At 40.7% G+C, this 26,334-nt stretch carries 28 protein-coding genes and 1 tRNA gene; 17 read left to right on the top strand and 12 right to left on the bottom strand.

Going from position 1 to position 26,334, the window contains the following annotated elements; translation table 11 throughout:
• Nucleotides 1-190: 190 nt before the first annotated feature.
• Nucleotides 191-2,749, top strand: a complete 2,559-nt coding sequence (locus PARA125_RS09110; RefSeq protein WP_349305719.1) for an autotransporter outer membrane beta-barrel domain-containing protein — start codon at nucleotides 191-193, stop codon at nucleotides 2,747-2,749.
• A 405-nt stretch (nucleotides 2,750-3,154) separates the two neighbouring features.
• Here PARA125_RS09110 and lpxD read toward each other — a convergent pair whose 3' ends face one another.
• From lpxD to recR, 4 genes are all read right to left on the bottom strand, one after another.
• Nucleotides 3,155-4,228: a UDP-3-O-(3-hydroxymyristoyl)glucosamine N-acyltransferase gene (gene lpxD, locus PARA125_RS09105; RefSeq protein ID WP_213158575.1), complete on the bottom strand. Its 1,074-nt coding sequence runs from the start codon at nucleotides 4,226-4,228 to the stop codon at nucleotides 3,155-3,157.
• Nucleotides 4,229-4,464: 236 nt separating this feature from the next.
• Nucleotides 4,465-5,058: an OmpH/Skp family outer membrane protein gene (locus tag PARA125_RS09100; RefSeq protein WP_213158574.1), complete on the bottom strand. Its 594-nt coding sequence runs from the start codon at nucleotides 5,056-5,058 to the stop codon at nucleotides 4,465-4,467.
• A 38-nt stretch (nucleotides 5,059-5,096) separates the two neighbouring features.
• Complete coding sequence (bamA, locus tag PARA125_RS09095; RefSeq protein ID WP_213158573.1) at nucleotides 5,097-7,448, bottom strand: outer membrane protein assembly factor BamA; 2,352 nt, start codon at nucleotides 7,446-7,448, stop codon at nucleotides 5,097-5,099.
• A 149-nt stretch (nucleotides 7,449-7,597) separates the two neighbouring features.
• Nucleotides 7,598-8,200, bottom strand: a complete 603-nt coding sequence (gene recR, locus PARA125_RS09090) for a recombination mediator RecR (RefSeq protein WP_213158572.1) — start codon at nucleotides 8,198-8,200, stop codon at nucleotides 7,598-7,600.
• A 149-nt stretch (nucleotides 8,201-8,349) separates the two neighbouring features.
• Between recR and PARA125_RS09085 the strand changes: the two genes are divergently transcribed.
• From PARA125_RS09085 to PARA125_RS09880, 10 genes are all read left to right on the top strand, one after another.
• On the top strand, nucleotides 8,350-9,348 hold the full coding sequence (locus PARA125_RS09085) for a beta-ketoacyl-ACP synthase III (RefSeq protein ID WP_213158571.1): 999 nt from the start codon (nucleotides 8,350-8,352) through the stop codon (nucleotides 9,346-9,348).
• A 13-nt stretch (nucleotides 9,349-9,361) separates the two neighbouring features.
• Nucleotides 9,362-10,306, top strand: a complete 945-nt coding sequence (gene fabD, locus PARA125_RS09080) for an ACP S-malonyltransferase (RefSeq protein ID WP_249274320.1) — start codon at nucleotides 9,362-9,364, stop codon at nucleotides 10,304-10,306.
• Nucleotides 10,307-10,325: 19 nt separating this feature from the next.
• On the top strand, nucleotides 10,326-11,078 hold the full coding sequence (fabG, locus tag PARA125_RS09075; RefSeq protein ID WP_213158570.1) for a 3-oxoacyl-[acyl-carrier-protein] reductase: 753 nt from the start codon (nucleotides 10,326-10,328) through the stop codon (nucleotides 11,076-11,078).
• A 38-nt stretch (nucleotides 11,079-11,116) separates the two neighbouring features.
• Nucleotides 11,117-11,371, top strand: a complete 255-nt coding sequence (gene acpP, locus PARA125_RS09070; RefSeq protein ID WP_213158569.1) for an acyl carrier protein — start codon at nucleotides 11,117-11,119, stop codon at nucleotides 11,369-11,371.
• Between the two features lie 13 nt (nucleotides 11,372-11,384).
• Nucleotides 11,385-11,549 (top strand): hypothetical protein, encoded by a 165-nt coding sequence (locus tag PARA125_RS09065; protein WP_213158568.1) that lies wholly within the window; start codon nucleotides 11,385-11,387, stop codon nucleotides 11,547-11,549.
• Nucleotides 11,550-11,625: 76 nt separating this feature from the next.
• Nucleotides 11,626-12,090, top strand: a complete 465-nt coding sequence (locus PARA125_RS09060; RefSeq protein ID WP_213158567.1) for a YbjN domain-containing protein — start codon at nucleotides 11,626-11,628, stop codon at nucleotides 12,088-12,090.
• 13 nt (nucleotides 12,091-12,103) lie between these two features.
• A complete protein-coding gene (locus tag PARA125_RS09055; protein WP_213158566.1) occupies nucleotides 12,104-12,799 on the top strand; it encodes a putative quorum-sensing-regulated virulence factor in 696 nt (231 codons plus the stop codon).
• Complete coding sequence (locus tag PARA125_RS09050) at nucleotides 12,789-13,604, top strand: SDR family oxidoreductase (RefSeq protein ID WP_213158565.1); 816 nt, start codon at nucleotides 12,789-12,791, stop codon at nucleotides 13,602-13,604. Before PARA125_RS09055 ends, PARA125_RS09050 begins: the two co-directional genes overlap by 11 nt.
• A 352-nt stretch (nucleotides 13,605-13,956) precedes the next feature.
• A complete protein-coding gene (locus PARA125_RS09885) occupies nucleotides 13,957-14,463 on the top strand; it encodes an EamA family transporter (RefSeq protein WP_249274319.1) in 507 nt (168 codons plus the stop codon).
• A 3-nt stretch (nucleotides 14,464-14,466) separates the two neighbouring features.
• Complete coding sequence (locus PARA125_RS09880) at nucleotides 14,467-14,841, top strand: hypothetical protein (RefSeq protein WP_249274318.1); 375 nt, start codon at nucleotides 14,467-14,469, stop codon at nucleotides 14,839-14,841.
• A gap of 97 nt (nucleotides 14,842-14,938) precedes the next feature.
• Here the strand turns inward: PARA125_RS09880 and PARA125_RS09040 are convergent, their stop codons facing one another.
• Nucleotides 14,939-15,085, bottom strand: coding sequence for a DUF1328 domain-containing protein (locus tag PARA125_RS09040; protein WP_213158564.1), 147 nt, complete (start codon nucleotides 15,083-15,085; stop codon nucleotides 14,939-14,941).
• 120 nt (nucleotides 15,086-15,205) lie between these two features.
• Here PARA125_RS09040 and PARA125_RS09035 point away from each other — a divergent pair, with 120 nt between their 5' ends.
• Together PARA125_RS09035 and PARA125_RS09030 are read left to right on the top strand one after the other, a co-directional pair.
• Nucleotides 15,206-15,613 carry a metallophosphoesterase gene (locus tag PARA125_RS09035; RefSeq protein ID WP_249274317.1) on the top strand — a complete coding sequence of 136 codons (408 nt, stop codon included), beginning with the start codon at nucleotides 15,206-15,208 and terminating at the stop codon, nucleotides 15,611-15,613.
• A gap of 6 nt (nucleotides 15,614-15,619) precedes the next feature.
• Nucleotides 15,620-16,147 carry a hypothetical protein gene (locus PARA125_RS09030; protein ID WP_213158563.1) on the top strand — a complete coding sequence of 176 codons (528 nt, stop codon included), beginning with the start codon at nucleotides 15,620-15,622 and terminating at the stop codon, nucleotides 16,145-16,147.
• 399 nt (nucleotides 16,148-16,546) lie between these two features.
• On the opposite strand, the gene PARA125_RS09025 is transcribed toward PARA125_RS09030, so the two are convergent.
• Nucleotides 16,547-17,176, bottom strand: coding sequence for a TetR/AcrR family transcriptional regulator (locus PARA125_RS09025; protein ID WP_213158562.1), 630 nt, complete (start codon nucleotides 17,174-17,176; stop codon nucleotides 16,547-16,549).
• A gap of 52 nt (nucleotides 17,177-17,228) precedes the next feature.
• On the opposite strand from PARA125_RS09025, the gene PARA125_RS09020 reads away from it, so the two are divergent.
• The gene (locus PARA125_RS09020; protein WP_213158561.1) at nucleotides 17,229-17,582 is read left to right on the top strand and encodes a nuclear transport factor 2 family protein; all 354 of its coding nucleotides are present in this window, start codon (nucleotides 17,229-17,231) and stop codon (nucleotides 17,580-17,582) included.
• A gap of 378 nt (nucleotides 17,583-17,960) precedes the next feature.
• A complete protein-coding gene (locus PARA125_RS09015; protein ID WP_213158560.1) occupies nucleotides 17,961-18,440 on the top strand; it encodes a GNAT family N-acetyltransferase in 480 nt (159 codons plus the stop codon).
• Nucleotides 18,441-18,470: 30 nt separating this feature from the next.
• Here the strand turns inward: PARA125_RS09015 and def (PARA125_RS09010) are convergent, their stop codons facing one another.
• From def (PARA125_RS09010) to PARA125_RS09000, 3 genes are all read right to left on the bottom strand, one after another.
• Entirely contained in the window at nucleotides 18,471-19,454 is a 984-nt protein-coding gene (def, locus tag PARA125_RS09010; RefSeq protein ID WP_213158559.1) for a peptide deformylase, read from the bottom strand.
• A 337-nt stretch (nucleotides 19,455-19,791) separates the two neighbouring features.
• Nucleotides 19,792-19,873: transfer RNA gene (locus tag PARA125_RS09005), tRNA-Leu, on the bottom strand.
• A 47-nt stretch (nucleotides 19,874-19,920) separates the two neighbouring features.
• Nucleotides 19,921-21,114 carry a branched-chain amino acid transport system II carrier protein gene (locus PARA125_RS09000; protein WP_213158558.1) on the bottom strand — a complete coding sequence of 398 codons (1,194 nt, stop codon included), beginning with the start codon at nucleotides 21,112-21,114 and terminating at the stop codon, nucleotides 19,921-19,923.
• Nucleotides 21,115-21,740: 626 nt separating this feature from the next.
• On the opposite strand from PARA125_RS09000, the gene PARA125_RS08995 reads away from it, so the two are divergent.
• Nucleotides 21,741-22,505 carry a hypothetical protein gene (locus PARA125_RS08995; RefSeq protein ID WP_213158557.1) on the top strand — a complete coding sequence of 255 codons (765 nt, stop codon included), beginning with the start codon at nucleotides 21,741-21,743 and terminating at the stop codon, nucleotides 22,503-22,505.
• A gap of 742 nt (nucleotides 22,506-23,247) precedes the next feature.
• Here the strand turns inward: PARA125_RS08995 and PARA125_RS08990 are convergent.
• Nucleotides 23,248-23,697: a NanQ anomerase/TabA/YiaL family protein gene (locus tag PARA125_RS08990; RefSeq protein WP_213158556.1), complete on the bottom strand. Its 450-nt coding sequence runs from the start codon at nucleotides 23,695-23,697 to the stop codon at nucleotides 23,248-23,250.
• A gap of 867 nt (nucleotides 23,698-24,564) precedes the next feature.
• Here PARA125_RS08990 and def (PARA125_RS08985) point away from each other — a divergent pair.
• A complete protein-coding gene (gene def / locus PARA125_RS08985) occupies nucleotides 24,565-25,101 on the top strand; it encodes a peptide deformylase (protein ID WP_213158555.1) in 537 nt (178 codons plus the stop codon).
• On the opposite strand, the gene secG is transcribed toward def (PARA125_RS08985), so the two are convergent.
• Together secG and tpiA are read right to left on the bottom strand one after the other, a co-directional pair.
• Complete coding sequence (gene secG, locus PARA125_RS08980) at nucleotides 25,102-25,392, bottom strand: preprotein translocase subunit SecG (protein WP_213158554.1); 291 nt, start codon at nucleotides 25,390-25,392, stop codon at nucleotides 25,102-25,104. It lies immediately after the preceding gene.
• Nucleotides 25,389-26,174 (bottom strand): triose-phosphate isomerase, encoded by a 786-nt coding sequence (gene tpiA / locus PARA125_RS08975; RefSeq protein ID WP_213158553.1) that lies wholly within the window; start codon nucleotides 26,172-26,174, stop codon nucleotides 25,389-25,391. The genes secG and tpiA overlap by 4 nt, the downstream gene beginning before the upstream one ends.
• Nucleotides 26,175-26,334: the final 160 nt, after the last annotated feature.

The raw sequence follows: 26,334 nt of genomic DNA, 5'->3' as shown, positions 1-26,334 counted from the left end.
AAAATCTCTTTGGTAGCAAAAGAGGTTCTTGGCGTGATCAAGGTGCTCTTCCATTTCTCGCGCCTTCTTCATTGGCTTTAAGCGACATGTAATGAGATAGGTAAGCCCCTGAAGACATAAGTTAAATTTTATCTTTTCTTTTATTTCGCCATGTTATTTACTATTTGAAAAAAACAAAAAGGTTATAGCCGTGCAAATCAAAAACGGGATTCTCACCTCATTTTTACTGGTAATTATTCAAGCTGCATTTTGTATCGAAATTCCTTGGACGGGAGGTATAAGCGAGGATGCCTTAACGACATCAAACTGGGACCTTAATACCCTACCAGGAAGTGATGATACAGCCGTTTTTTCCTCTAGCGGCTTCATTTTTACGCCTACTTTATCTGGCTCGCCCGCCACAGATATTAGGATGGGGACTCTTCAATTTGTAGATACAGCTTGCTACAATTTTATTTTACAGTTTACGACTTCTAGGCAATTCCGCCTGCAACAAGTTGGCGTGGCTAATTCGGGAACATCTGAGCAAGTTTTTTCAATCCATGGTTCTAATTCAATTTTTCGCTTTGAAAATAATAGCTCAGCAGATGCTACCCAATCCGGAAAGATATTTTATGAGTTAACAAATGTGGGACGCCTGCGATTTGCCAATAGCGCTACAGCTTCTAATGCCAATATTAATCTCAAGGCAAGTGGAGGCTTGCTGGAATTTTTCTCCACTTCTACAGCAGGGAATGCTCAAATTACGATGACGGGTGATAGGTCCACAGCCACTTTTTTTAACAATAGCAGGGGCGGATCAGCCACAATCACGAGCACTGACAAGGGAAATATTGCCTTTACGAATACTTCTAAAGCTCAAAACATCAGAATATTTGCTGATAAAACCACTTTAAGTTTTAAGGGCGCTAGTCAAGCTAACTCTGCCCAAGTTTTAGCTATAAATGGGTCTAGGGTGACATTCAGTGGAAATAGCATGGCTAACACCTCAACTATTTTGACACATGCAAGTTCGGTTATATTTGAAGAAACAGCGTCAGGAGGAGAGGCGGCAATTAATCTCCACTCTCAGTCCCAACTGCAATTTAATCAACATAATACCCTCGGTTCGCTTTCTGCTGATTCCTCTAGTTCGATTCATTTAAATGCTTTTCAGCTCTCCTTGGGGGCTAATCATACCGATTCAACCATTGAGGGCACTATAAGTGGAATAGGGGGTAGCTTAGCTAAAAAGGGTTCAGGTAGGTTAATTCTAAATGGTAACCATACTTTCACAGGGTGCACAGATATCCAAGGGGGTACTTTAGCAGGAACAGGATCGATCAATGGAGATTTAACTATTCAAACAGGGGCCATATTTGTCCCAGGAAATCACATGGTTGGGACTTTTAACATTGCAGGCAACTACCTTCAAAGTGCAGAAAGTGTGCTTGCAGCTTCGATTGATGGGAGCGGGCAAAGCAGTTTAGTAGACGCTCAGGGCTTAGCAAGTATTAATGGAAACTTAAACATTCATTCCCCTGATGGACAATACCATGTAGGAACTCCTTATTTGATTGTCCGTGGGCAGAAAGGTAGAAATGGAACATTTTCCAGCTGTAGTGTGACTAACCCTTATTTTTTACCTTCTTTAGAATACGATGCCGCCCATGTTTTCCTGACCTTAAAAACGAATTTCAATCCTTTTGCTGCTAACCAAAATCAGAGAAATGTTGCAAGACAAATTGACCAACTTTTACAACCTGATTATTCTCAACAGGCCCTGATTCATCATTTAGGCACCTTAACTCCAGGGCAGCTTCAAAAAAGGTTAGCTCAATATAGTGGCGCTCAGTATGTAAGTTTGATCCAATCCCTTCAATTTTCTCATCATCGTTTAATTCAGCGTCTCAGCGCCCTGAATTTATGCTTACCTGTTTGCTGCCAAGGGGGCTCTCCCCTCACCTTTTGGGCACAAGGGAGCGGGGAAAGGGGATTTATTTCTAATTCTCACCGCACACCTGGTTTGAAATCTACCACGTGGAATATAAATCTAGGGGGCTTTAAATATCTTGGTTTGCACTTAGCGCTCGGCGCTTCCGTTAATTATGAGTTCAATCAAATAAATTTTAAACTAGGAGGAAATGCAAAAGTCCATCAAACACAAGGAATTTTATTCGCTCTCTATCAACACCCTTCTTTTTACGCTTTGGCTAATTTGATAGGAGGAGGAGGAAATTGCAAAATAAAACGGCTCGCTTTCATTAAAAACGAAAGGATTCGACCCAGCACAAACCCTTTTCTTGCAAATGGCGCTGCTTATTTTGAATTAGGTAAAACATTCTGTGCCTCTAAGGTTAAATGGCAACCATTTCTAGGCCTAGATTTAAGTTATTTTCATCAACAAAGTTCTATAGAACGTCACGGGAAAATCCTTAATTTAAAAATCCTCCATAAAAAATTGTCTACAATAAAATCTCGGATGGGATTTCATGTTAGGGGAGATTTTGATGGATTAGAAATTAAGGTGGGCTTCGATTGGCGTTATGCTTTCAAAGGTTTTCAAAACGAAATGCGCGTACAATTTAAAAACTTTGGAGACTCTTTTAAGGTTCAAGGTGCCCCCTTGCATCGCCATTCGTTCGAAAGCTTTCTTCAAGCCAAGAAACAGATTTTCCCTGGTGTGCAACTTTATGGACAGCTAGCCGGAGAAAAAGGACACTGTTTTTCTAACTACCAAGCAAGCTTAGGTCTTAACGCCTTTTATTAAAATTGAATCGCTCTTCAGCAAAGCGAAAGTTTCCCTACTTTTTCAATTCCCTCACCTGTCGGTGTATGAACCCTTATTTAATCGGAGGTCATCCGCAAACGCAACTGTTCATAAGCAACCCGCATAGGGGTAATGAAGTTTATCCGTTTCATGAATGAAATTCGCTAATCCCTATTTTATTAGCTGAGATGAGATCGAATAAATAGATGAGCAGCATGGGTAGCGCTCGGGATCATTTTCCGAGCCGCCGAGTATTAACCCTAAGGTACCTTGTAGAGCGCCTAAGTCGTTTAATTCCTCTGCTTATGAAAATTTAGAAATTAGCCTTGAAGAGAAAAGCTATTTTGCATGGAGGGCGATAAAGCCTAAAAATAGGGTTTCACGGCAGAAAGACCCTATGCAGACTTAATTCTCAGAGCTCTTTTTTTCAAGGCTCTCCAATCTTTTTTCAAGTTTTTCAATGTGCTCTAAATATTTTCCAATATTGCGCGCTTGCACAGACTGACGATTATGCTCAGAAAGAGGAATTACTGGAAAACCGCCATATTTTCCCGGTTCTTTCAAGGATTTAGTGACCCCTGATTTAGCCGCAATGATGACTCCTGAGGCGATCTCCAGGTGCCCTCCTACAGCTGCCTGCCCACCTATCACCACATGATTCCCTATTTTTGTGGAACCTGCAATGCCAGTTTGGGCCACAATTAAACAGTGAGCACCAATCGTTACCCCATGCGCGATTTGTACAGCGTTATCTATTTTGGATCCTTTTCCGATGCGAGTCTCTTTAAAGCGCGCTCGGTCTATGGTGACATTTGCTCCAATTTCTACATCGTCTTCAATCAACACAATGCCGATCTGGTTGAGCTTGGTATGCTGCCCTTTCGCATCGGTGGTATATCCAAAGCCACAGGATCCAATAATGACACCTGGCTGCAAAATAACCCGATTTCCAATTTGGCACCTCTCTCGAATTGTCACATGCGGATAGAAAAAGCAATCACTTCCCACGAAAGTGTGGGACCCAATATAACAGCCAGCGCCTATGGTTGTATTAGCTCCAATGTGAACTCCATGGTCAATCACACAATAAGGTCCAAGGGTGACATTCTGCCCAATCACGGCCGTTTCGTGCACCACCGCAGTGGAATGAATCCCCAAAAACCCTGATTGACTTCTTTTTTCTTCAAAAAAAGCTTCTAGAGTTAATTGAAAAGCGCGCGAGGGATCCTCTACAATTAAAACATTGCGAGTTTTGTCATAAAAAGTATCAGGTGAAATAAAAACTACCCCTGCCTTTGATTTGCGCATCGCTTCATCGTATCTGGAGCTCGTATACTTAGGCCGTGATAAAAATGAAGCATCATTTTCTCCAGCAGAGGCCAGGTCTGCCACTCCAGTGATAGTGTGGTGAGGATTGCCAACAAGCGTGGCTTGAGTCAATTCAGCTAATTCTGAAAGAGTAAATGCTTTTTTTATCATGGAATAACCTAGTCACAATGGGGTACTAAAAAGTACGCTTCTCTACGATTAGAATGATTAACATACACGTTGAATTTTCTTTTTAGTCTCTAGACACTTTCAACTTGGTTGGCAAGTTGTTTTTCTCGAAAATAGCCTGACACTGATGCCAAATTTATTTGACCTCTTTATAAACAAAATTCAAAGTTCAGTTATAAAATAAGGAACATGGGATCCCATGCTCCTTATTAAAATTTTTATTTAGTTGCAGAAGGATTGAAGTCTGTTTCCGACATTTTATCCAGGAGTTCAATCACCTTGTTGGACAAATCAAATTCTGGTTTATAGAAGAAGCTGCTTTCTTCATTTAAAATAATATCCACTCCGACTTCTTTGGCCACCGTCGCCGCCGCTTTAGAAATCAGCTCTTGCAATTTCTGGATAATCTTCATATTTGTCTGGCTTAATGCCTGATAATATTGATTTTGGTACTGAGTAATCTCTTGGTTGAGTGTGCGATATTTATGCTTAAGCTCTGCTTCAGCTTCTGGCGAAAGAGTATCTAAATAATCGGGGTCATTAAACTTTGCTGCAATTTCATTTAAGCTTTTTTCTTTTTCTTGCAAAGAGTTTTCCATCTGTTTTTTTAAAGATTCGAAAACGGATTGTTCATGTTTCCCAATTTTAGATTTTTCGACGCACTCTTTAAAATTTACGATAGCCACTTTAGCTGCCCTATCGAAGCCCTTTACAGGAGTTAAATCGTGTGTTGTCGGAGCTGCAGCGCAAAGGATAAATCCGATTGAACCTGCCACAAGCATTTTTAGTAAAGCTACACGGATATTTTTCATATTTTTTCTCCTCATCATACGTTCTAAAACAAAATTTCTTAGAATTGCCCACCAATTGTCAGAAAGAAGCGTTTAACTTCACTGCGGTTTTGCGCATTAAGCGGAAAACCCATACCAATCGTTAATGGCGGACCATTTGCCAGCACTTTAAGACGTGTTCCAAGCCCAACAGAAGTATTTAACCCTCCGAAGTCCCACGTATTCCCAGAAAGATAACCAGCATCGCAAAAGACAAACCCTTCCATACGGCCATTAAAGGCATGGGCATATTCTGCAGAGTAGAGTTGCAAAGACAAACCTCCTCGCGGCTCGCCATCTTCAAATTGTGGTCCCAAACGATAGGAGCGATAACCACGAATAGTGCTATTTCCCCCCAGGTATAATTTTTCATCCAGTGGCAAAGTTTCTTCTGATGTGTGCCCAAAAGGTTGAATAAATCGGAAATCTGCACGGAATTTTAGCACCCCACTTTTTTCTACCGGGATGTAATAGGAATTGATATAAGCTAAAGAGCCGAAATGATGGCGCCCCCCCAATCCAGCGACTTCAACGTCGACACGGGACTTAAAACCTTTGCGAGGATAAGTGGGACTATCCGAAGAATCGTAAATAAGCGAACTTCCTAAAGCAGAAATAATCCCTCCATTTTTAGCTTCTCGTCTTAAGATAGGACTCGCTTCATGGGGATGGTCTAGATGCACTCTTGAATCACGAAGGCGATAGTGTACCCCTGCCCGCAAAAAATCGTTGACATTGTAAACGGCATGCAAAACAAACTGGGACGCATCAATGGTATAATCGCTGGAGAGATAGCGGTTATTGGATCTTTCAATATCAAATCCCACAGTCCATGGGGTGTCCATAAAGAAAGGTTTTGCCCAGGAAAGGGAGTAGCTGCGGCTTTTAGATCCAATAGTGGCGTTCAAATTAAGAAGTTCGCCCCCCCCTCTCAACCCTCCATAGCCAGTTCGCAATAGGGTTCCCAACCCTTTATAGCTAAAATTGTTTTCTGTAATGCTAATATTTCCAAAGAGGCTTTCAATCGTGCTATACCCTACTGCCAAGCCAAAGCGCCCTGTGCTGGTCTCTTCTACTTCAATATGTAAATCTCGATAATTTTCCCCCAGCTCACACGATTGGGATTTGACCGCATAGACGTTCACATTTTTGAAATATCCGATGTTTTTGAGTCTTTCTTCAGTCAAATGCAGCTTATGGGCGTTAAAAACCTGGCCAGGGACTAAAAGCGTTTCGTGCAAAATGACGCTTGTTTCAGTAGAACAATTTCCTAAGACTTTAATTAAACCCACAAAGTATTGTTTCCCTTCATGAATTTTAAGATGGAGCGAGTATGAGCCATTCTCTGGGTCTAAGCGAGGCTCGTAATCGACATAGGCTTCGATATACCCTCGGCGGCCATAGTAATTGGCGATATTTTTAACTGAGGAAACAATACCCTCAGGGGAGTATTGCATCCCTTCTTTAAAGGTCAATAAATTCTCAATTTGCTTTTCATCAAATAAGGTGTTTCCTTCAAAAGTCACTTTCCCAAAGTGGTAGCAACGCCCCTTATGAGCTGTAATTAAAATGAAAATACGGTCCTTTTGGGAAGCTTCCTCGATTTTAATATCTACACTTGCATCTGCATATCCCTTATTGTGCAGGTAATTTAAAATCTGGTATTGATCGTGCTGCATGGCTTCTTCACGATAAGTGCCTTCTTCAGTTAACCAACTCGTAAGGAATGAATATTCTTTTGTCACCATTTGATCAAGCAATTCAGCTTTTTCTTCAGTCGTAAAATTGCGGAAGCATATTTTTTTGATTTTCCCAGCTCGCCCTTCTTGAATGTTGATATCGATCTCTACTTCATTGGCGATTTCATTCCAATTCACGCTATAGTCAAGCTGAGCTTCAAAAAATCCTTGCTTAACATAATAAGCTTTGAGTGCTTGAAAAGCTTTATTAAAAGCAAGCCTATCAAATACGGTTAAAGGTTTAATCTTAAGTTCTTTTTGCAACCCCTCGGTTTTAATTCTTTCATTTCCTGCCCAACGAATAATCCTTATACGAGGTTTTGGCCATACTTTTAAAGTTAAGCGAATTTTTCTTTCACTTGGTTCCATGATGGGCTCAACATGGTCAAACTCAGTAGCCAATAATTTTAGGTCTTGATCAAATGAAGAGTGGGTAAAAAGACTGTTTTCTTTAGTTTTTAAGCGAGCTTTAATGGCATTTTCATCAATCGGCTGCGCACTTTTTTGGTTGCCATTCAGAATTTGAATTTTTTCAATAGTTTGACCTTCATATTGATAAGTATTAGCCGAAAGCCTAAAGCCCTGAAGAAGAAAAATTGCAAGAATGAATAGAGCATACTGGAATTGTTTCATGATAGATCCTTTGTGATACGCCTTTTCGTTCTGTCAGATTAAATGAGGGGAAATCGAACGCTAAGGAGGAATGATGATAGAGAATTCCCTACAATATTTGCAACTTTTACTCATGACTGAAATTGGGCAAGTGTTTAAAAACGAATGGCTCAAAAACTTGCCCTTCCCGAGAAAGCCCGGGCTAAAGTCCCGCCATCGACATAATCTAAGGAACTTCCGACAGGCAACCCATAAGCTAAACGAGACACCTGAATAGGAAAAGCGCTCAATTCTCTTTTAATATATAGCGCGGTCGCGTCTCCCTCGAGGGTGGAACCTAGGGCGATCACTACCTCATCTATTTGATAAGTTTTGATTCTTTCTTTTAGAGTAGTAAGAGATAAGCATTCAGGGCCAAAGCCTGCGATGGGAGACAGCAATCCACCTAGCACATGATATAAACCTTTATATTCCCGCGTTTCTTCGATAGAAAAGGCATCGCGGGATGAACAGATCAGGCACAGGGTCTTAGAGGTTTGTCGAATGGGATCGTTGCAAAAAGGGCACTCCCCCCCTTCATCTTTCAAGCAACCGCACAAGCCACAGGCTTGAATTTTTTCGGGTACTTGAGATAAAAGAGTCCCAAATTCTTTCAATTTCTCCTCTTCCCACTCCATCAATTGAAAGGCAAACCTTTCTGCACTTCTCGTGCCGACACCCGGTAATTTTTTTAAAACCTGAATGAGTTTAATCAAATGGGAGGGATAACGCATGCTTAATTTCTCACTTTATCATTTTAATTAACGCTGTTTATGATAAATAATATCAGATTAATGAAATCCACTCAAAACTTCTTTCTTTAAAATTAAATCGTTGTTTGATACAGTCTTATGTTTAAAAAATTGTTTTGGAGTCTCATTCAATGACAACTCACAAAAGGGCGCGTATTATAGGTCTTGGTTCTTATTTGCCCGAACGGATTTTGAGCAATTTCGATCTAGAAAAAATCGTGGATACGAGTGACGAATGGATTTCATCCCGAACGGGGATGAAAGAAAGGCGAATTGCAGCCACTGATGAATTTGCTTCAGACATGGGAAGAAAAGCTGCTTTAAAAGCTTTGCAAAAAAGCGGAACTTCTCTTGAAGATATAGACATTATTTTAGTCGCTACCACTACTCCCGATTATATGATGCCTACTACTGCTAACCTGATCCAAGCTCAACTTGGGGCAAAGAATGCTGCTGCCGTCGATTTTCATGCAGCTTGTACCGGATTTCTTTACGGATTGTCTTTAGCTAAAGCCTATATTGAATCGGGCATGTATCGGAATGTTTTACTTATTGCGACTGAAAAAATGTCTGCTTTTGTAGATTATACCGACCGAAACACCTGCATTCTTTTTGGGGATGGAGCGGCGGCAGCCCTCATCTCAGGCCGAGGGGAAGGCCTGCTCATTGGCGATGTGTGTTTAGGCTCAGATGGCGATCAAGGCCACTTAATTACTCTCCTTGGAGGAGGTGCGCGGCACCCTTGTTCTGCAGAGTCATTAAAAGGGGGGTTGCACCATTTTAGGATGTCAGGCAAAGAAGTCTTTAAACACGCTGTACGTCGCATGACCTCTGCGGCTGAGGCGTGCATTAGCAAAGCCCAGTTGCCTCCTGATCAAATCGAATGGCTTATCCCTCATCAAGCCAACGAAAGAATTATCGATGCTGTGGGAAAAAATTTCGCTATTCCTGCAGAAAAAATCTACAAGACAGTGCATAAGTATGGCAACACTTCCGCTCCGAGTGCGGCTATTGCCCTCGATGAGCTGATGCAAGAACATCCCATTCACGAAAATCAAAATCTTTTAATGGTTGCTTTTGGAGCTGGATTGACGTGGGGAGCTTCTATCTTGACTAAATGCTTATACTAACAGGAGAAATGAAATGATCTCACCAAAATTAGCCTTTATTTTTCCTGGACAAGGCTCTCAATACCCTGGAATGGGGAAAGAATTTATTGAAACATTCCCTCTAGCCAAACAGATCTTTGAAGAAGCAGACGATCGGTTAAAGAGAAATCTTTCAAGGCTTATTTTAGAAGGGCCAGAAGCTGAGCTGACGGAAACAAAAAACAGCCAAGCTGCGATTTATGTCACAAGCTATGCGATTTTACGCTGCGCACAACAGGAATACCCTCACCTACAACCCTCCTTTTGCGCAGGACTAAGCCTCGGTGAGTACACTGCCGCTACAGCCGCAGGGAATATTTCATTTGCAGATGGATTGGCCCTCGTGCAATCTAGAGGACAGTTTATGAATGATGCTTGTGAAAAGACAGCGGGGAGCATGGCTGTCGTGCTAGGTTTAAATGCTGAAGCGGTCGAGGAACTCGTGAGCGCGCTAAATCTTCCGAATGACCTCTGGGTAGCAAATTATAACTGTCCGGGGCAAGTTGTGATTTCAGGCACTCTCAAGGGAATTGAAGCAGGCTCAAATGCCGCTAAAACTAAAGGCGCTAAGCGAATCCTCCCTCTTCAAGTGCATGGAGCATTTCATAGCGGCCTTATGTGGGAAGCTGAGCAACGACTTGCAGAACACGTGCGCCACGCTCCCTTAATGGATAGCCCTGTGCCCCTTGTGATGAATGTCACGGGTTCTTCTGCTAACAATCTAGCTGAAATCCGCTTAAACCTAATTAGACAGGTTACCCATTCTGTCCGCTGGCAACAGGGAATCGAACATATTTGTAAAAATGGAATCGATCAGTTTATTGAATTTGGATGCGGGAAAACGCTCGCAGGTTTCAATAAACGCATTGGAGTCCCCGCCCCCACTTTATCCATCGAAACTCTTGCGGATTTAAAATCTTTAGCGGAATCATTTTGTTAGTTTAGTATAAGGAATTTTTATGATCGCTTTACCCCATGCATCCATCGCCCTTGTAACTGGGGGCAACGCAGGCATTGGCAAGGCTATTGCCCAACAATTAGCTCAAGCAGGCGCCACTGTCATTATTTTTGGTACAAATAGGGAGCGAGGCCTGGCCGCAGTTGATGAAATCAATGCCTTAACCGAAAGGCAATCTGCCTTATTCTTTCAGGTGAATGTCTCTAATACTGGGGAAGTCGATCAAGCTATCCAGAATGTTTTAGGACAATTTGGACATATCGATATTTTAGTGAATAATGCAGGCATCACGCGCGATAACTTGTTGATGAAAATGAGTGAAGCGGATTGGGATGAAGTCATGGATACCAACGTTAAGTCTTGCTACAATCTGTGTAAGTCACTTGCTAGAACGATGGTCAAAGCACGCAAGGGAAAGATCATCAACATCAGCTCTGTAATTGGCTTGACAGGAAATGCAGGACAAGTGAATTATGCATCTTCCAAAGCAGCGTTGATTGGGTTTACAAAAGCCCTAGCTAAAGAGCTTGCCCCACGCAATATATGTGTGAATTGCATTGCTCCTGGATTTATTGAAACGCGCATGACGGATGTGATGACAGAGCCCCAAAGAAAAGCGATTTTAGATACAATCCCTTTGGGTCGCATGGGGACTCCTGACGATATTGCCCAGGCAGCTTTATACCTAGCTTCTCCTGCATCCAACTACATGACAGGACAGGTCTTAGTGATTGACGGCGGAATGGTCATGTAAGAAAAATTTATTATGAACTCCTAAAAAAAGGAACATATATGACAATAGAACAAGAAGTAATTGATATCGTCGTCGAACAGCTCGGTGTCGATCAAGGGGAGGTCACTCTTGACAAGTCATTTGTCGAAGATCTCAATGCAGATTCACTAGATCTTACCGAACTCATCATGACTTTTGAAGAACGCTTCAAGCAATATGATTGCGAAATTTCTGAAGAGCAAGCCGAAAAACTCAAAACAGTGGGGGACGCGGTAGCCTTCATCCAAAATTGTGCAGAACAAAAAAAAGGATAGCCAACGGATCCTTATGAAACGATTTTTCTATTTAATCTGCATGATAAGTGCCCTATCGATGGCAAGTTGCTATCGAATGCCTGGCGAAGATGATTGTTCGGTTATCCCAACCACCAATAATCTTTCCATTACAGGACAAGGGAACAACCAAAACTGGACTCCGTCCGTGCAATACTAATTCTATCCCAGTGAAAGTCTATGACTTTCACTGGGATGAATTTATCAACTTCAAAGCAATCAACCTTAGGCTTTCTATGATCAAGTTAAAAATTGAGCCAATCATCGAATATCTCTTAACCAAAAATTATAAGGTGAAGCTACAACCTGAAACGCAACAAGCTTATCTTCTATTGGAAATTAACAAGGCAGAATATCCTCTTTTTATTCGCATATTTGACGAAAATTTTTTGCAGCTTCTCTTATTTTTTCCCCAGCCTATTAAAAAAAGCTGCTTCAATGATTCAGCCCGCTTACTTCATTTGATTAATAAAGAAATCGACATTCCCGGTTTTTGTATGGATGAGGAAAACGGACATGTTTTTTATCGCACTTTAATCCCGGCAATCGACCAAAAAGTCGAGGAAAACCTTTTGGTCACATTTATTGAATCTTGCAAATTTCTTTGCCAGACATTTTCTTCGGCTATTGAAAATGTGGCAAGTGGTAGTCTCGACTTTGCAACAGTCTTTGAACGCACCCGAGAAGCAAAAAAACCTTAACTTTTAGCATCGCATGAAACCTCTTTTTTACGACACAGAAACGACAGGCATTAAAGCTGACAAAGAGTTTGTCATTGAATTGGCTGTGTATGATCCGGTGGATAATCGCACCTTTGAAAAATTGATTAACCCTGGAATTCCTATCCCACCAGAGGCTACAGCAATTCACCATATTACCGATGAGATGGTTGCCAATGCCCCTTCATTTGGGGAAATCATCGAAGAATTTAAAGAGTTCTGTGCGGGGGACGTGGTATTAATCGCGCATAATAACGATCAATTTGATATCCACTTTCTACGTAGTGAATTTCGGCGATGTAACCAGGAACTCCCTCCTTGGAAGTTTCTAGATTCCTTAAAATGGGCAAAACGTTATAGAAACGATCTTCCAAGGCACACCTTACAATTTCTTCGAGGCATTTATGGAATTGCAGAGAACAATGCACACAGGGCTCTCGACGATGTGATTGTATTGCATCAAGTTTTCTCTGCCATGATAGACGACCTAACCATTGCTGAGGCATATGCTCTCCTGAATCAACCCAAACAGATTCAGCATATGCCTTTTGGGAAGCATCAAGGAACTCCTTTAAAACAGGTGCCTTCAAGTTACGTGCAGTGGCTAGCTGGCACAGGAGCATTCGAAAAGCCAGAAAACTTTGAATTGCGTCAATGCTTTGAAAAGCTAGGCCTCTTAAATGTCGGTTAAACTAAAAATTGGAATTTTAGGGTGCGGATATGTGGGAAAAGCAGTGGCACAATCTCTTAAGCCTCACCATGAGGTTACAGCCTTTACCCGTCGTGTAAATCGTTTAGAAGAATTAGCGACCTATGCCAACAAAGTCATGGTCATCGAAAAAACCCTCGATTCCTTGCTTGAGAATCAACAGATCCTCATTATCACTATTGCCCCCTCGCAAGGAGATTCCTACGAGGAATGCTACTTAAAAACCGCTCAGGCAATCGCTAGCTGTATAGCAAAATGCCCGAATCTAAGGCAAATCATTTACACAAGCAGTACCTCGGTATATGGAGAATATTGCGGTGCATGGGTAGATGAAAATACGATACCTAATCCACAAAATGAAAAAGAACAAGTTCTCTTACAGGCAGAAAAGGTGTTGCTCTCCTTAACTTCCAAAACTCCCAGCGTGTGCATTTTAAGGTTAGGAGAGATCTTCGGACCAGGACGAGAATTAACAAGGCGATTTGCAGGGAATGGTAGGAAAATTTTTCCTGGAACGGGAGAAAATTTTACCAATCTAACTCATCTCGCAGATATTATTAACGTTATTACTTTTGCCATAAACAACGCCTTGCAAGGGATTTACAATCTATGCCTCGACATTCATCCTACGCGTAAATTACTCTACAAACAACTCTGCAGGCGGAATCATTTTCCAGATCCCTTCTGGGATACCCAAGCACAAACAATTCATGCAGGCAATAAAAAGGTCCTTTGTGGTAAACTCAGATTAGCAGGATATTCGCTCCCCTTTCAGGGGTTAGCGTAAAAATCCAAGAATAAGCTATGCCTCCAATTTTTCGGATAAACAAAGGGGCCATTCATACGTAAGGATGGGTTGACCTCATAGACGCCATCCTAGCATTCATAGCAGCCGTATTTGCGTTTGATGAGCACATGGTTCCTAGACTAAATAGCCACTAGCTTCTCCTAAGTTCTTATTTGGAACTTATAAAACCGCCAGGGGAAAACGAGCTGTGTTAAAACAATTTAATGAACAAGATTGTTTGAAGATTTGCAAGCTGAGCTTCAAAACAACCGCTTTCAATTCTTTAGGCCAATCTTCTAAAAAAAGTATCCGAATTAAAGACCTTCTGTGAACTGTAAACCAGGTTCCAGCCATGTTTGTGGGTGTATTTTTAGTTCTTGTTGCTTGTTTGATTTGGGATTTAATTTTCATTGTGCCTCTCTTTATGGTTGGTTTTACGCCACTCGAAGTGGCGGTAGGACGTCACTTTTGTTTTGAAACACTATCGCTAGGTATTTTAGCCAGCTTTTGGTGGAAAGGGACGTTTAAAATATCCCGCTCTATGATCCCTACCGCTTTGAGATTCGCTCTAATCACCAATATCATTTACTATATTTCACTTGTGCTTGCCTTACGGAGTGCGAGTGCCGCCGTCACTGCCTTGATTTGTGGATTAAGCCCCATTACCATCGCCATTTATGGAAACATTAGGCAGCGTACGCATAGCTTTAAAAGCTTAATCATCCCAAGTATGCTCATTCTCTTGGGATTAGTGTTGGTAAATTTGCCCACCTTTGAAAACCATCGCATCGCCAACAGTGTCGAAGATTATTTGTTTGGGCTAGCCTGTGCAATCTTGGCGTTAGGAACCTGGACCTAGTATGTGGTAGCAAACGCAAGTCTTTTAAAACGGCATTTCGAACTCCCTTCCAGTCAATGGGCGACCATGATCGGCGCAGCGACATTTTTTTGGGTTATCGCCATTGCGACAGCAATTGGCCTCATTGACTCTACCCTCATCGATATCGGCAAACTGGCCACTTTTGAAGAAAAACTTCTTGCTTTCTTAGCAGGCTGTCTAATTTTGGGGGTGGTTTGCTCTGGGGGTGGAGCCTATCTATGGAATCGAGCAAGTACTTTACTTCCCCTCCCTTTAGCAGGGCAGCTGACCACCTTTGAGACAGTTTTTGTTCTTGTCTTAGTGTTGTGGATTGAACAGCGCCCCCTTTCTACTCGGAAACAGCAGGCATTATCTTAATGTTAGGTGCCATGGTGGGAAGCTTGTGGTTAATAGGCTCCCCTGGCAAAACAAAAAAGGTAGAAATCCCTGAATTAGACTAAATTCCAAGTCGTGCTCAAAAAAGTAGTGAAAGGACGAAAATGACCAAAAAGAGCACAAATAAGATCTTTGCAATTTGTGTGGCAGTCCCAGCAATTCCACTAAAACCTAGAATACCTGCTACAACGGCAATAATTAAAAAAATAACAGCCCAACTTAGCATAATTTTCTCCTTGTTCTTTTAAAAGTAATAATAATGTTTTTTTAAGTCAATTTATAACAAAAGCAAAATAGGTCTAATAAAAAACCTTTCGGATGTTATCCTTTTTTTAAAGAGATTTAAATGGCAAACCGACTATCCATTGATTGTATTTCAGATACACATTCCAAACATACCTCTCTCAAATTAGGAGGAGGGGACATTCTTATCCATGCCGGTGATTGCACTTCAACGGGTCAGCTTCCTGAGGCCTTAACTTTTCTCAATTGGTTTTGCAAGCAGCCCTATCATTATCATCTTTTAATTGCGGGTAATCATGACTTGATTTTCGAAAAACAGCCCGATCTAATTGAGGTGGAATGTAAGAAACGAAACGTCTATCTCTTAAATGATTCAGGACTTGAAATAGAAGGCATTAAAATTTGGGGATCTCCTATCACGCCATGGTTTGAAGAGGGGCCTTTAATCGACACAGAGGGGAAGAGATTAGGTCCCATTGGGAACTTATCCCTTCAAATACGGAAATTCTAATCACTCATGGCCCTTGTTGCGACATTTGAGATGAACCTAAGGGCCAAGACATTTGAAATCCCTTTACATCCCGCAATGAGCTTTGCCCAACCGATTAGAATCGGCCCCCATTACTATTTATTAACCGTAGAACTCGCAGACACACTGGTTGCCATTAAAAAAGCAAATGGAACGTTTGACACCTCTTTAGTTGCTTCTAGGCCTGATAGGGGTTTAGGAATTGGCACAATTAAAGTGCACGCCACCCTCATTGGCGTGGGAGATACCATTATTGCCTTTTCAAATGGGATTGGCGAATTTTTAGCTTTAGAAGAATGTAAGGAAATTATTTCGAGAAGCCCGTCCTCTCGCTTATTGGAAAATTTCAAAATTAAAATCATCGAGAAAGGTAGAGCATTTACCGAGCGAACAGGTGAAGCAAAGAGTCGTCTTGAAAAGGACCTAATATCAGCTAATCATCGAAATTTATTAAATACCACATTTTTGACAAGAAAAGCCCCGCATATCGCGATGATATTAACCTGTTTGTCTTGAGGGTGTAATCACTTGATTGCTATGCCGGTACTTTAAAGGAGCGGCCTAAGAAACCATTTTCTCAAAGATTCAGCTTGATTAAAATACCACGCTTTTTGCCTGTGCGCACTTTACAAAAGGAAGCATGCCCAATTCTTATTGAGCTTTTTCCAAAAATGGGCAGACTATGTCGAAGGAAGTTTAGAGCCGGATTTTAGGACATAGTCTTTCCTTCCCTCTAGCTTTAAGGGTATTTTGAAAACCAAAAACATGAGCAAAAGCTTCGAAAAAGTCAATGAAACGAAGGATAAATATCTACCAAACTTTGAAACCAAAAGTTTTTCGGTTGTTTGGGCATAATTAAACTATACGCTCTATCATTAAAACGATCCCATAGCAAGGAGCGTTAAAATGAGCAACCTACACTTTTTTCAATAGAGTCTTTATAAGTAACTGAGCTAACCATTTTTCATAAGCCTCTGACGACCATCCTTGCTCAACCACAAATAAGCGGTACATATCGCGCCCCGTAAAAGCCCATAAGATATCCCGCGCTTGGGTTAAATGGAGGCCCTTTGCAAGAGATTGCTCTTTTGCCATCGCTTCGATAGTCTCTTTTTGGCGTGTATAGCGAAGCTGCTCCCTTTCTTGTTCAAGTTCTTTGAGTTCGGGGGCTAAAACAGAAGCTCCCCGGAAAATATCTGTTTGGGCTTTTTCCGCATCATACATCTGTCGGGCAATAGCAGCTGCTAGCACAAGGCGCTCTTTGGAAGACTTGGCGTGTTTGACTTGTTCTACAAGCGCTTCATATTCCTCGACAGAAAACGCTTCATCCATTAATGCCCGCACAATTCCACGCTTAGATTGAAATAGGGCATAAATCGTGGAGGCGGCCACCTCAGAAGCTTGGGCGATTTTTTCAATCGTTACACCTTCAAACCCTTCTGCTTGAAATAGCTTTTTAGCAAAAATTAAAATGCGACTTCGTGTGAGCCTAGCCTGCGCTTGCCTAGTTTCTGATTTGTAATTTCTTTTCTGGCAGTTTGACATATTCAATATAGTTTGATACAATGAATTTACCACCCAATCCCAGGAGAAGATTATGATGGATAAAAATAATCTGGCGATAGCCAGAGCCTATTACACCACTTTGAGAGAAAAAGAGATAGATAAAACAGAAAAGTTTTTGCATCCAAACGTTCAAATTATTGGACCGCTAGCAAAAATGATGGGGAAAGAAACCGTTCTTGAAGCTTTAAAAAAATTCACCAACATTTTTAAAACTCTTACGATACGACAAGCATTTGCTGCAGAAGATCAAGCTGTAATCATTTATGATTTAGAATGTCCCGCGCCTATTGGGACTGTCCCCACAGCTGCATTCGTTACCCTCCAAAAAGAGCTTATCACAAAAATTGAACTCTTTTTCGACGGCCGCCCTTTTGATAAAAAGTAGGTATTGCAAAACTAGGGGTAAAATGCTTTTATTTTACCCCTATTTAATTTTTAACCCTTCAGAAAAGCCCTCCTCCCTCCGCTCACCCAAAAATTCCTAAACCACGCGCCCTTTATCTAATGTTGGAAACATTTGGTATTTAGGCCTAAAATTGTGAGATAACCCCTTTAAATTTTATTAGCTTTAATAAATGAGGCTTCTCGCGAGGGGCAAGGACTATGTAAAAAACAGGCTCTCGCCTCAAAAATGTGAAGGACAGAGCCTCTAATTTTTAGAAAAGCGATTTCTTCCTCAAACTATCGCCTATTTGAAGGGATGATAGAACCCCTCGCTTAGGAAGAACATTCCTTCAATTAGACGGATAAAAAGGCCTTTCCAATGATTTTAATTAAAGAATTGCAACAATCTGAAAGCAAAGCTCTTATTTCTCTTCTTAACGAACATTTTAAAGAAAATGGAGGGAAAGAAGAAAATGAAAAAAAACTTAAAAAAAGGGCTCTCTCTTGTTTGCAAGCTATGGAGAATACGAAAGAACTCACGCTTCTTGTAGCCATAGAACCTAATGCTACAGCTGTGGGTTATATCCTTATCCACTGGTTAAAGGCCTTATGGACCGATTATCCTGAAGCCTTTATCACCAGCTTTTTTGTGCGATACAATTGGAGGTTAAAAGGGGTAGGCTCTTGTTTATTAGAAGCAGCTATTCAAGAGGCTAAGAAGCGAGCCTGTGTCAGATTATTTTTAGAAAATAATCGAGACAATCCCATTTATCAAAAAAATTATTATGCAAAAAGAGGATGGAAAGAGCGAATAGATATCTCTATTTTTGAGTTTCCGCTCGAAAAAAATAGCTTTTAAGCCTTTTCATATCCTTTCTCCTGTCTAGCTCTAAAGAGCCTTACCTCCCTGAATTCTTTTTTCTAAATTGTGCAGAAAAGGCCCTAACTTTGATTGCTCCGCTTGCTCTAGCCGGTCAATGAAAAGAATCCCTTCAAGATGATCGTATTCATGCATAATTGCCCGCGCTTCCCAGCCAGAAACTCTTTCTTGGATTGTTTTTCCTGTAACTGAAGTATATTCAACTGTAACTTCTTTGGGTCGTTCCACCGAAGCGCGGATAGCAGGAATAGATAAACACCCTTCCGGGGCTTTCCATGTTTCCTCACTGTATAAAGAAAGACGCGGGTTAATAAAAACTTTAATCTGTCCAGCCTCAAATTTATCCTGCTCCATCTCAATGGGAGTGCGAATAACAAATAACCTAATCGAATGATGAATTTGGGGAGCAGCTAAGCCAATCCCCTCGTATGTATCCATCGTTTCTACCATTTCTTCTATAAGCTTGCTTGTGTCGGCAGTCATTTCAGTAATCGCCTCGGCTTTCTTTCTTAGAATTGGATCGCCATAGTAAGCTAGAGGTAACAATTTAAATTGACCCGTCGTAGCAAGAGTGGGTACATGTCCTTGAGCTAATTGGCCTCCTAGGTAAAACCATCTACAGCCGATTTTTTCAAAATGGCTCCTCTCCGTAAAAGTCGCATCCTGGCCTTCTTGCGAGATATAAGCCGTAAAAGTGACTATGGCTAACGCATCTTTTTCTTTAAAATCGAAAATTTCAAGCTTGTGAAAAGAAGTGTAGCGGGAAAAGTGTGAAAGGCTACGTTTCCAAGAAAATTTATTTTCCGAATATTGAGGACTTGCCGGATGAGTGGTTTCCACTAGATATTCGGGAATATTTAAAGCATACGCAGAGTATCTTGAGCACATGAGCAAAAGCGCATTTTCTGGTAGATTGCCTTGATGAAAAAGCTTACAACAGTAATCGTATTCCTGTTCACTTCCACATGGACAAGGTTTTACAAGACTCATCATTATTCCTCTTTTAAGCTCATTTCCTTACTATTGGAACCTATACCTAGAAAATATGCTTTAAAATTTGCTTATAAGAGGAGTTCGTAGGGCCTAAAATCTGAAACCTCTCCAAAGAGAGCTCCTACAGACAAACCTCGGCCATCCTTACCTCATCGCAGCTCCTTTCTCTGCAAAAGGAAAAATACTTGGAACAAGATTTCTTGAAAAACGTGTTTTCTGGATGAAAAATACTAAATCCCAAAAACAAACGATATATTTTCACTAAGCGTACAGAAAAAAACTTACAAAATAAGAAAGGATCGGAAACATTCTCAATTCTGAAATGTTTCCGAAAATGTGCCCAGAATAGGACTCGAACCTACACACCTTACGGCACCAGAACCTAAATCTGGCGTGTCTACCAATTTCACCATCTGGGCAGGCGAAAGAACTTAGAATGCTAGCAGTTATTCCCTTGTTTTGTCAATCACATTGTGATTCTTTCATATAAATAGCTACACATGGAAATCCCAAAGGCTGCAAATACAGGGGTATTTGTCCACGCTTTGTCATATAACTTATAAATAATATTCAAAACGCTTAATACAATTAAACCTGGGCATAAAACCACCAAGATAGGAGAAAGCATATTTGCAATCCCTGTAAAGCCTAAATTTGCAATTACGCCAGAGATTAATAAAGTGATTACAAGGGGCAAAATCTCTCCTCCCCGCCCTTTCAAAAGATCTTTTTTAATATACTCTCCACAGATCGATACAAGCGGTATGGCAGTCGTTAAACAAGCCATCGCTACAGCGAGACAGGCAACAAAAGCACCTTTGGAACCTAACAAATACATGGCAATCGCTGAAAGGCGCTCTTCTGGAGCATGTCCAGCCTCCAAAATGGGTGTATAAAAGGCAGCCACGTAAGTTAAACCTACATACATGACGGACAATAGCCCTGCAGCCAAAAGGCTGGCTTTCACCATCTGTTTAAAGACTTCGCGTCTTGCCATCAAGGGATCTTGCCCATAATCCATTCCGATAAAATGAGACATGACAAAAGGAGCAAAAATAAAGGAAGCGATTAAATCCAGGGTATTATAGCCCACGCGCAAACCTTCAGAAAATGCTTCGGAAGGCGATAAGGGACTGGCTGCTGCGGGAGGAGGATTTTGAAACCCCAAAAATAAGATCATTCCCAAAGATCCGAGTAATACAGGGGTTAACAATAATCCGAGCAGATCGATAATACGCCTTTTTTTCACGGTAAACACTAAGACAAGAATCCCGGCCGCAAGGGTGAAAAAAGTAAAATTCATAAATTCCGGCAAATAGGGCTTCAATGTGGCGTAAGAGAGGGTAGCAAGACGTGGAATCGATCCTATAGGCCCCAAAATTGCTTGAATAATAAAAATTAAAATTACGCCAGGAACTTTGCCGATTCTTTCAAAAAATGCTCGATAATTCCCCTCAAAGAGCATCATAGAAATTAATCCTAGCAAAGGTAAACTAACCCCCGTAAAAATCAAACCTACCATTGCAAAAAAATTCTTGTCGCCCGAATTACCCCCAAGAATGAGAGGCCAAATTAAATCCCCCGCTCCAAAAAACATAGAGAATAAAGCCAGCCCAGCTGCCACAATATTAGACTGTTTTTTTACAATTGAAAGGGACATATTTACTCTCCGACGTTAACGTTCCATTTGAGTTCCGCCAAAGAGATCTATTCTAAACTGTGAGGGGGAGGAATGATCTAGGCGGATCAAAGATGATTAGTTGCGTGTCCCCGTATCCCCTCGTCCCATGGCAAAAGAAAAAGAAGATAAAGCTTTACTTAAACCTTGCTTTTTCAAATGAGCAAATAGAGAAGAGGGATGCGCTGAATACATGCAGTAAGATTTGCCTAGTTAAATTAATTTAATAAGATTTTAGCCTAAAAACACATATAAATCAATCTCTTTTTAAACGCAAAACGGGATAGGGAATAAAGCATTAAACCCATTATGCGCTTTTAGGAACAAGGAGGAGTTGGCCTTCGGCTAGCAAAGGGAATTTGAGAGTTTAAAAAATTCCTTTCTTGTTTCCTAGCCCCCTGCCCTTTTAAATTTTTTTTCAGCAAAGAGCTTTCAATTAAAACTTTAGCGATGGCCTGTTAATTTCCTCATAATACCCTCCGGCTACCATTGCCGCTTTTAATATTAGTTTGTAAACAATCTATTTTTAAATAATTATTGATATTTTATTTTTAAATAATTAAAATTATTTACAAAATGTTTAACTTTAATAATAAAGAGGTTTTTAAATGGTCTCATTACAACAGGACTATTCGCGAGTATTTCTAAACATTAAAAATGATGACCGATTTGTCTCCATTCATACCATCCCCCCTATTTCCGCCGAGACTCAAAAAATTTTGGAGAGATTGGGAAATCAATCGGTGCAGGCTTTCAAGAGCGCTCCTTTAAAAGAGAGAGCAACCCAGCTGGCTGAAACCGTTAAAAAATTTCATGCTGCTAGAAAAAAAGACACTAAGCTAAATAAATTTTTAGCTATATTGCAAACATCATTCACTGTGGCGATTGCTGTGGGAGGCCTCTTCGGTACCCTGGCAGCGCTCGCCGCAGGCTGCCCTCCCGTTGCGATAGGAGTTGCTCTAGGAGCTAGCTTAGTTTATTGTCTTCTTTGCGTTTGCAACGCGCATGATTATGATATTAAAATAAGGCCTCGCCTTAAGGATATTGTGAAGGTATTCCTATTAGGCCCTTTTTTCACCTTATATGAAGCCTTTGGGAAAGCCGACCGCATCAAGCAAACGATGCTTGCACAAAAAGAATCCCTTGAAGCAAACTTTACGGAACTAACCGACTTCTTTAACAGCAAGCATGCGCAAATAAAAGAAAAACTCCTCCAAGAAATGGAGAATCTCGAAACTTCTCTAAAGAGCTTAGAAAAGCTTCCCTTTCAAACGCTTGCTATAAAAATTGAGCTTTATAGACAAAGAGATCATTACCGCACAGCGTTAAGCGAGCTAGATGAAGCTAAGACATTTTTCTCAAAATACCGTTAAATTTCTCGAGGTGCATCAAATGATGCATCCTTTAGAACCATTTTTTAAAAATAACACACGGCCGAAAGCTTCCAAATTATTTTACAGGAGGTATTTGAGAGTTTTTGCCTCGCATCACATCCTCAAAAAGAAGTAAGCACAAAGAGGGGCTAAACACCAGAAAGCTTCAAAAGCTAATCCTCCATAGCTTGCTGCATTTTCTCTACCCTCTTCTTCATTTCTGCTGGTTTAAGAGGTTATTTAAACTTTTCCATACACATTTTAAGCCGGAATTTTAGAGTAGAACCCTCCCTATTTTCGCAGGGGATATAATGAAAGCGGAGGTGGAGAGCTGTTTGGCCGACTTCTATGCCGTTTTTTGCAACAATAAATAGGGGGAAATCCCACACGCTTTTTCAGCGGCAACATTCACTTTTTTGATCACTTGTCCTATTTGCATTATTCGATAACAGCGAGACCTTCGAAACGCTCAACGGGCCTTTTTGGAATAACGAGAGAATGTCTTAGCAAAATAGGCTTGTGAGTATAAAGAGCCATAATAAGATCCTCTTTGTAAACTTTTGATGACCCCCCTATGGGACAATTGCAAAAAGGGCAAGAATCCAAGCTTGAAGGGCTATTAGTAAAAGACTTGGAAGCGAAAAATAAGGTCTCCCCTATTAAGAGCACCACGCTTATAAAAAAGCCATTTGTATGTTTGCCCCATACTCCCCCTCTCTCACTCAAACTTATCAATTAAAGTTTACTCAATTGCAATTTTGACAATAATTTTATTGATATGCTCGTTAGACACAAAAGGGGCATGCGCATCTTCCGGGAAAAAAATAACAAATTTATTTTTTACCATAGGGATCCAAAGCGAGGGTTGATCGCTAAAAAACATAATGTCCCTTTCGTCTTGGTAGGGTTCAGAAAAATGTTGACATTCCCCTTTCCATTTCCAGCCAATTTCTTCTTGCCCGGATAGTGTATATTGCATATCAATATATTTCTTGTGCGCTTCCAGAGGCACTTCTCCTCTTTTCCTCCCCTCTCTTGCTTCTACTATGGCTATAAGACGCTCATCTTTTAGATAAATTTTTTGAGGAGGCAAAGATTGGGTATGCGCGCGAAGGATAAATTCAAAAGCTTCTTTAAAAAGAGGGTGTATAGGTAGATACCGATTGGCATGGCTGAGATCATCAATAATCATATTTCCCCCATTTTATCTCTTTTTTACCTACTAGATAGCCTTAAGAAGTGAGATGTTATTTTTTGTTTTTAAATGCCCTAGAGCTTTTTTTAATCTAGTTTAATGCGCTTTCTTTAAAAAAAGAAAGTAAAACCTCTTGCATTCAATGAAACACTTAAACTCCTAACGGCCTCATAGCCAAAGTGGCAAAAAAGGGATTTAAATATCCAAAAGTAGCTAAAAAGTCTCTGAAGATATTATAAAAAATACCCAAAAGGGCTTTAGGCTAAAATTCTTTGCCCGTTGTTTAACAGCTTGCGCATTTATGGAAAGCAGACAGAAAATCCCTTATCACCGTATGATATTCCAACTGTGAGCATGGGCTGAAACCATAACCCCCTTTATTCTCTCTCCTAAGCTCCGCTGTTTGTTCTTTTACCCAATCTCCAACTAGAATCTCGGCTAGAGCAAGCATCCTCTGCCGCAAGATAAGCTAAAGGAGAGGGACGAACAGTGGAACTGAGGTTTTTAAGCGCCTTCCTGCATTATAAGATTTTTTTGGACTAAAAAATAAGGGGCGTCGATATCTTCTAGCACTTCCTTTTCCTGCTATTTCTTTGACAGATGCCCGTTTCGTACCTCTCCATTTGTCTTTTATCCTGGCTGGGCAATTATCTAGGAAAGAAGAGGCAAAAAACAAAAGGTGCAAGATCTTCCATTGTTTCAACAAAGAAGACTTGTCTTATTCCTTTGAATTCTATGAGAAATCAAGCGCAGGGGTATGCAAAAAATTTGAAGCATCAATAAATAATTTTATCTTCCTTGATGCGAGACTCTTGGTTGTGGTAAGATTGATAAAAGTAGAAGCTGTTTCGACGAAGGAGTTATATGCAATTACCGCTGGCGTATTATGGAGATCCTATCCTAAGAAAAAAATGTGCTAGAATAGAGCAGATTGATCATCAACTTAAACAGCTGGTGAGCGATATGGAAGAGACGTTAGAGGCGCATCGAGGCATTGGTCTTGCAGCCCCCCAAGTTCACCATGCGCTCAATCTTTTTATTACAAAAGTTCCCCTTAAAAATACTTATGAGGAAGAAATCCCTGCAAAGTTACGGGTTTTTATAAATCCAAAAATACTGGCTTATTCTCAGGAAAAAAATATATGCGCTGAGGGGTGTTTATCCATTCCAAACCTCTACGCACCTGTCGCCAGACCTATCTCTATCTCGCTGCAATATACAGACTTAGAGGGGAAAATTTGGATTGAAGAGTTTAAAGAACTAGAAGCCCGTTGCATCCTTCACGAGAATGATCATATAAATGGAGTCCTGTTTATAGATCGGGTAAAGAAAGGCAACGAGCGCAAACTTTTGGATCCTTTATTAAAGCAAATTAAAAAGCAATACCACCCAAAACAGTGATTAAGAGTTTTTTTCAATGCTATAAGGGTTTAAATTAGGCACCTGAGGGCGTCCAATGGCGGTTGTCCACAAAGAAAGCAATACGCAAGAGGTTAAGAAAGCAATTGCTAACCAGCCTGTAAATTTTTTTAATACGTCAGGAGTAGAAGTTCCAAAAAGAGAATCAGACGTATCGCCGCCAAATGAAGCACCTAGGCCAGAAGTTTTACTTTCCTGAATTAAAATCACAAAACACAGCACCACACATAGTAATAAAAAAAAGGTGATGGAAATAAAATATAAGGCCATCATGAAGAAACTCCAGAATTAAAATTTTGATACTCGATAATTTGATGAAAGGTAGTAGGAGATAACGATGCCCCTCCTACTAAAAGACCATCGATGTTAGATTGAGACATTAAATGAAGGGCATTTTCAGGTTTGACAGAACCTCCATAAATAAGAGGTAGGCTCTCTGCAGCTTCTTTTCCCCACCTTGCAGCAACTACTTCTCTCATAAAAGCATGGACTTTTTCCGCTTCCTCGGGAGTTGCCACATGGTTAGTCCCAATCGCCCAAATAGGTTCATATGCAATCATCAAATGAGAAAACTGGTCCTGAGTGACTTGGTTTAAGTTGGCTTCAATTTGGGACCGAACTTTCTCCTCTGTTTTGCCGGCTTCTCTTTCTTGCAACGTTTCTCCCACACACAAAATCACATTCAGCTGATCCGCAAATGCACGCTGAATTTTTTGGTTCACAACTTCATCTGTTTCTTTAAACAAAGTGCGCCTTTCAGAATGCCCCACAATAACAAATTGTGCTCCAGCTTCTTTCAACATGACTCCTGCAATCTCTCCCGTGAAAGCTCCTTGTGCAGCGTCATTCATGTTTTGAGCTCCGATGACAATAGAAAAGGGACGGGCAGCTTCCACGGATGGATGAATCGCAGTAAAAGGAACGGCTAAGCAAACTCGCGGTTCATCCTTTGTAAGCAATTGACCTAATTGCTTAATGAACTCAATTGATTCTTGAATGGTTTTATGCATCTTCCAGTTTCCCACGATAATGGGAGTTCTTTTAGAATCAGACATAAAAATAAGGCCCTCTTTTGCGGTTCAACTTGATCCTTGTTAAAACTGGAAATAGTAGCAGAGAAAGATTTTGGTAGCAAGTCGGGTTTCTAAAATTGACTCTCAAACTTTTATGCTGTATAGTATTTGTAAGATAAAATTTGTTTCTTAAGGTTTCTAA

This window comes from Parachlamydia sp. AcF125, from assembly GCF_018342475.1.
Lineage (GTDB): Bacteria > Chlamydiota > Chlamydiia > Chlamydiales > Parachlamydiaceae > Parachlamydia.
This window is presented reverse-complemented; position numbering and strand designations above follow the sequence as displayed.

Excerpts from the sequence above, each read along its gene's own strand:
- lpxD (WP_213158575.1), bottom strand. The coding sequence starts at position 4,228 with ATGATAAAAAAAGCATTTACTCTTTCAGAATTAGCTGAATTGACTCAA.
- PARA125_RS09100 (WP_213158574.1), bottom strand. The coding sequence starts at position 5,058 with ATGAAAAATATCCGTGTAGCTTTACTAAAAATGCTTGTGGCAGGTTCA.
- bamA (WP_213158573.1), bottom strand. The coding sequence starts at position 7,448 with ATGAAACAATTCCAGTATGCTCTATTCATTCTTGCAATTTTTCTTCTT.
- recR (WP_213158572.1), bottom strand. The coding sequence starts at position 8,200 with ATGCGTTATCCCTCCCATTTGATTAAACTCATTCAGGTTTTAAAAAAA.
- PARA125_RS09085 (WP_213158571.1), top strand. The coding sequence starts at position 8,350 with ATGACAACTCACAAAAGGGCGCGTATTATAGGTCTTGGTTCTTATTTG.
- fabD (WP_249274320.1), top strand. The coding sequence starts at position 9,362 with ATGATCTCACCAAAATTAGCCTTTATTTTTCCTGGACAAGGCTCTCAA.
- fabG (WP_213158570.1), top strand. The coding sequence starts at position 10,326 with ATGATCGCTTTACCCCATGCATCCATCGCCCTTGTAACTGGGGGCAAC.
- acpP (WP_213158569.1), top strand. The coding sequence starts at position 11,117 with ATGACAATAGAACAAGAAGTAATTGATATCGTCGTCGAACAGCTCGGT.
- PARA125_RS09065 (WP_213158568.1), top strand. The coding sequence starts at position 11,385 with ATGAAACGATTTTTCTATTTAATCTGCATGATAAGTGCCCTATCGATG.
- PARA125_RS09060 (WP_213158567.1), top strand. The coding sequence starts at position 11,626 with ATGATCAAGTTAAAAATTGAGCCAATCATCGAATATCTCTTAACCAAA.
- PARA125_RS09055 (WP_213158566.1), top strand. The coding sequence starts at position 12,104 with ATGAAACCTCTTTTTTACGACACAGAAACGACAGGCATTAAAGCTGAC.
- PARA125_RS09050 (WP_213158565.1), top strand. The coding sequence starts at position 12,789 with ATGTCGGTTAAACTAAAAATTGGAATTTTAGGGTGCGGATATGTGGGA.
- PARA125_RS09885 (WP_249274319.1), top strand. The coding sequence starts at position 13,957 with ATGTTTGTGGGTGTATTTTTAGTTCTTGTTGCTTGTTTGATTTGGGAT.
- PARA125_RS09040 (WP_213158564.1), bottom strand. The coding sequence starts at position 15,085 with ATGCTAAGTTGGGCTGTTATTTTTTTAATTATTGCCGTTGTAGCAGGT.
- PARA125_RS09035 (WP_249274317.1), top strand. The coding sequence starts at position 15,206 with ATGGCAAACCGACTATCCATTGATTGTATTTCAGATACACATTCCAAA.
- PARA125_RS09030 (WP_213158563.1), top strand. The coding sequence starts at position 15,620 with ATGGCCCTTGTTGCGACATTTGAGATGAACCTAAGGGCCAAGACATTT.
- PARA125_RS09025 (WP_213158562.1), bottom strand. The coding sequence starts at position 17,176 with ATGTCAAACTGCCAGAAAAGAAATTACAAATCAGAAACTAGGCAAGCG.
- PARA125_RS09020 (WP_213158561.1), top strand. The coding sequence starts at position 17,229 with ATGATGGATAAAAATAATCTGGCGATAGCCAGAGCCTATTACACCACT.
- PARA125_RS09015 (WP_213158560.1), top strand. The coding sequence starts at position 17,961 with ATGATTTTAATTAAAGAATTGCAACAATCTGAAAGCAAAGCTCTTATT.
- def (WP_213158559.1), bottom strand. The coding sequence starts at position 19,454 with ATGATGAGTCTTGTAAAACCTTGTCCATGTGGAAGTGAACAGGAATAC.
- PARA125_RS09000 (WP_213158558.1), bottom strand. The coding sequence starts at position 21,114 with ATGTCCCTTTCAATTGTAAAAAAACAGTCTAATATTGTGGCAGCTGGG.
- PARA125_RS08995 (WP_213158557.1), top strand. The coding sequence starts at position 21,741 with ATGGTCTCATTACAACAGGACTATTCGCGAGTATTTCTAAACATTAAA.
- PARA125_RS08990 (WP_213158556.1), bottom strand. The coding sequence starts at position 23,697 with ATGATTATTGATGATCTCAGCCATGCCAATCGGTATCTACCTATACAC.
- def (WP_213158555.1), top strand. The coding sequence starts at position 24,565 with ATGCAATTACCGCTGGCGTATTATGGAGATCCTATCCTAAGAAAAAAA.
- secG (WP_213158554.1), bottom strand. The coding sequence starts at position 25,392 with ATGATGGCCTTATATTTTATTTCCATCACCTTTTTTTTATTACTATGT.
- tpiA (WP_213158553.1), bottom strand. The coding sequence starts at position 26,174 with ATGTCTGATTCTAAAAGAACTCCCATTATCGTGGGAAACTGGAAGATG.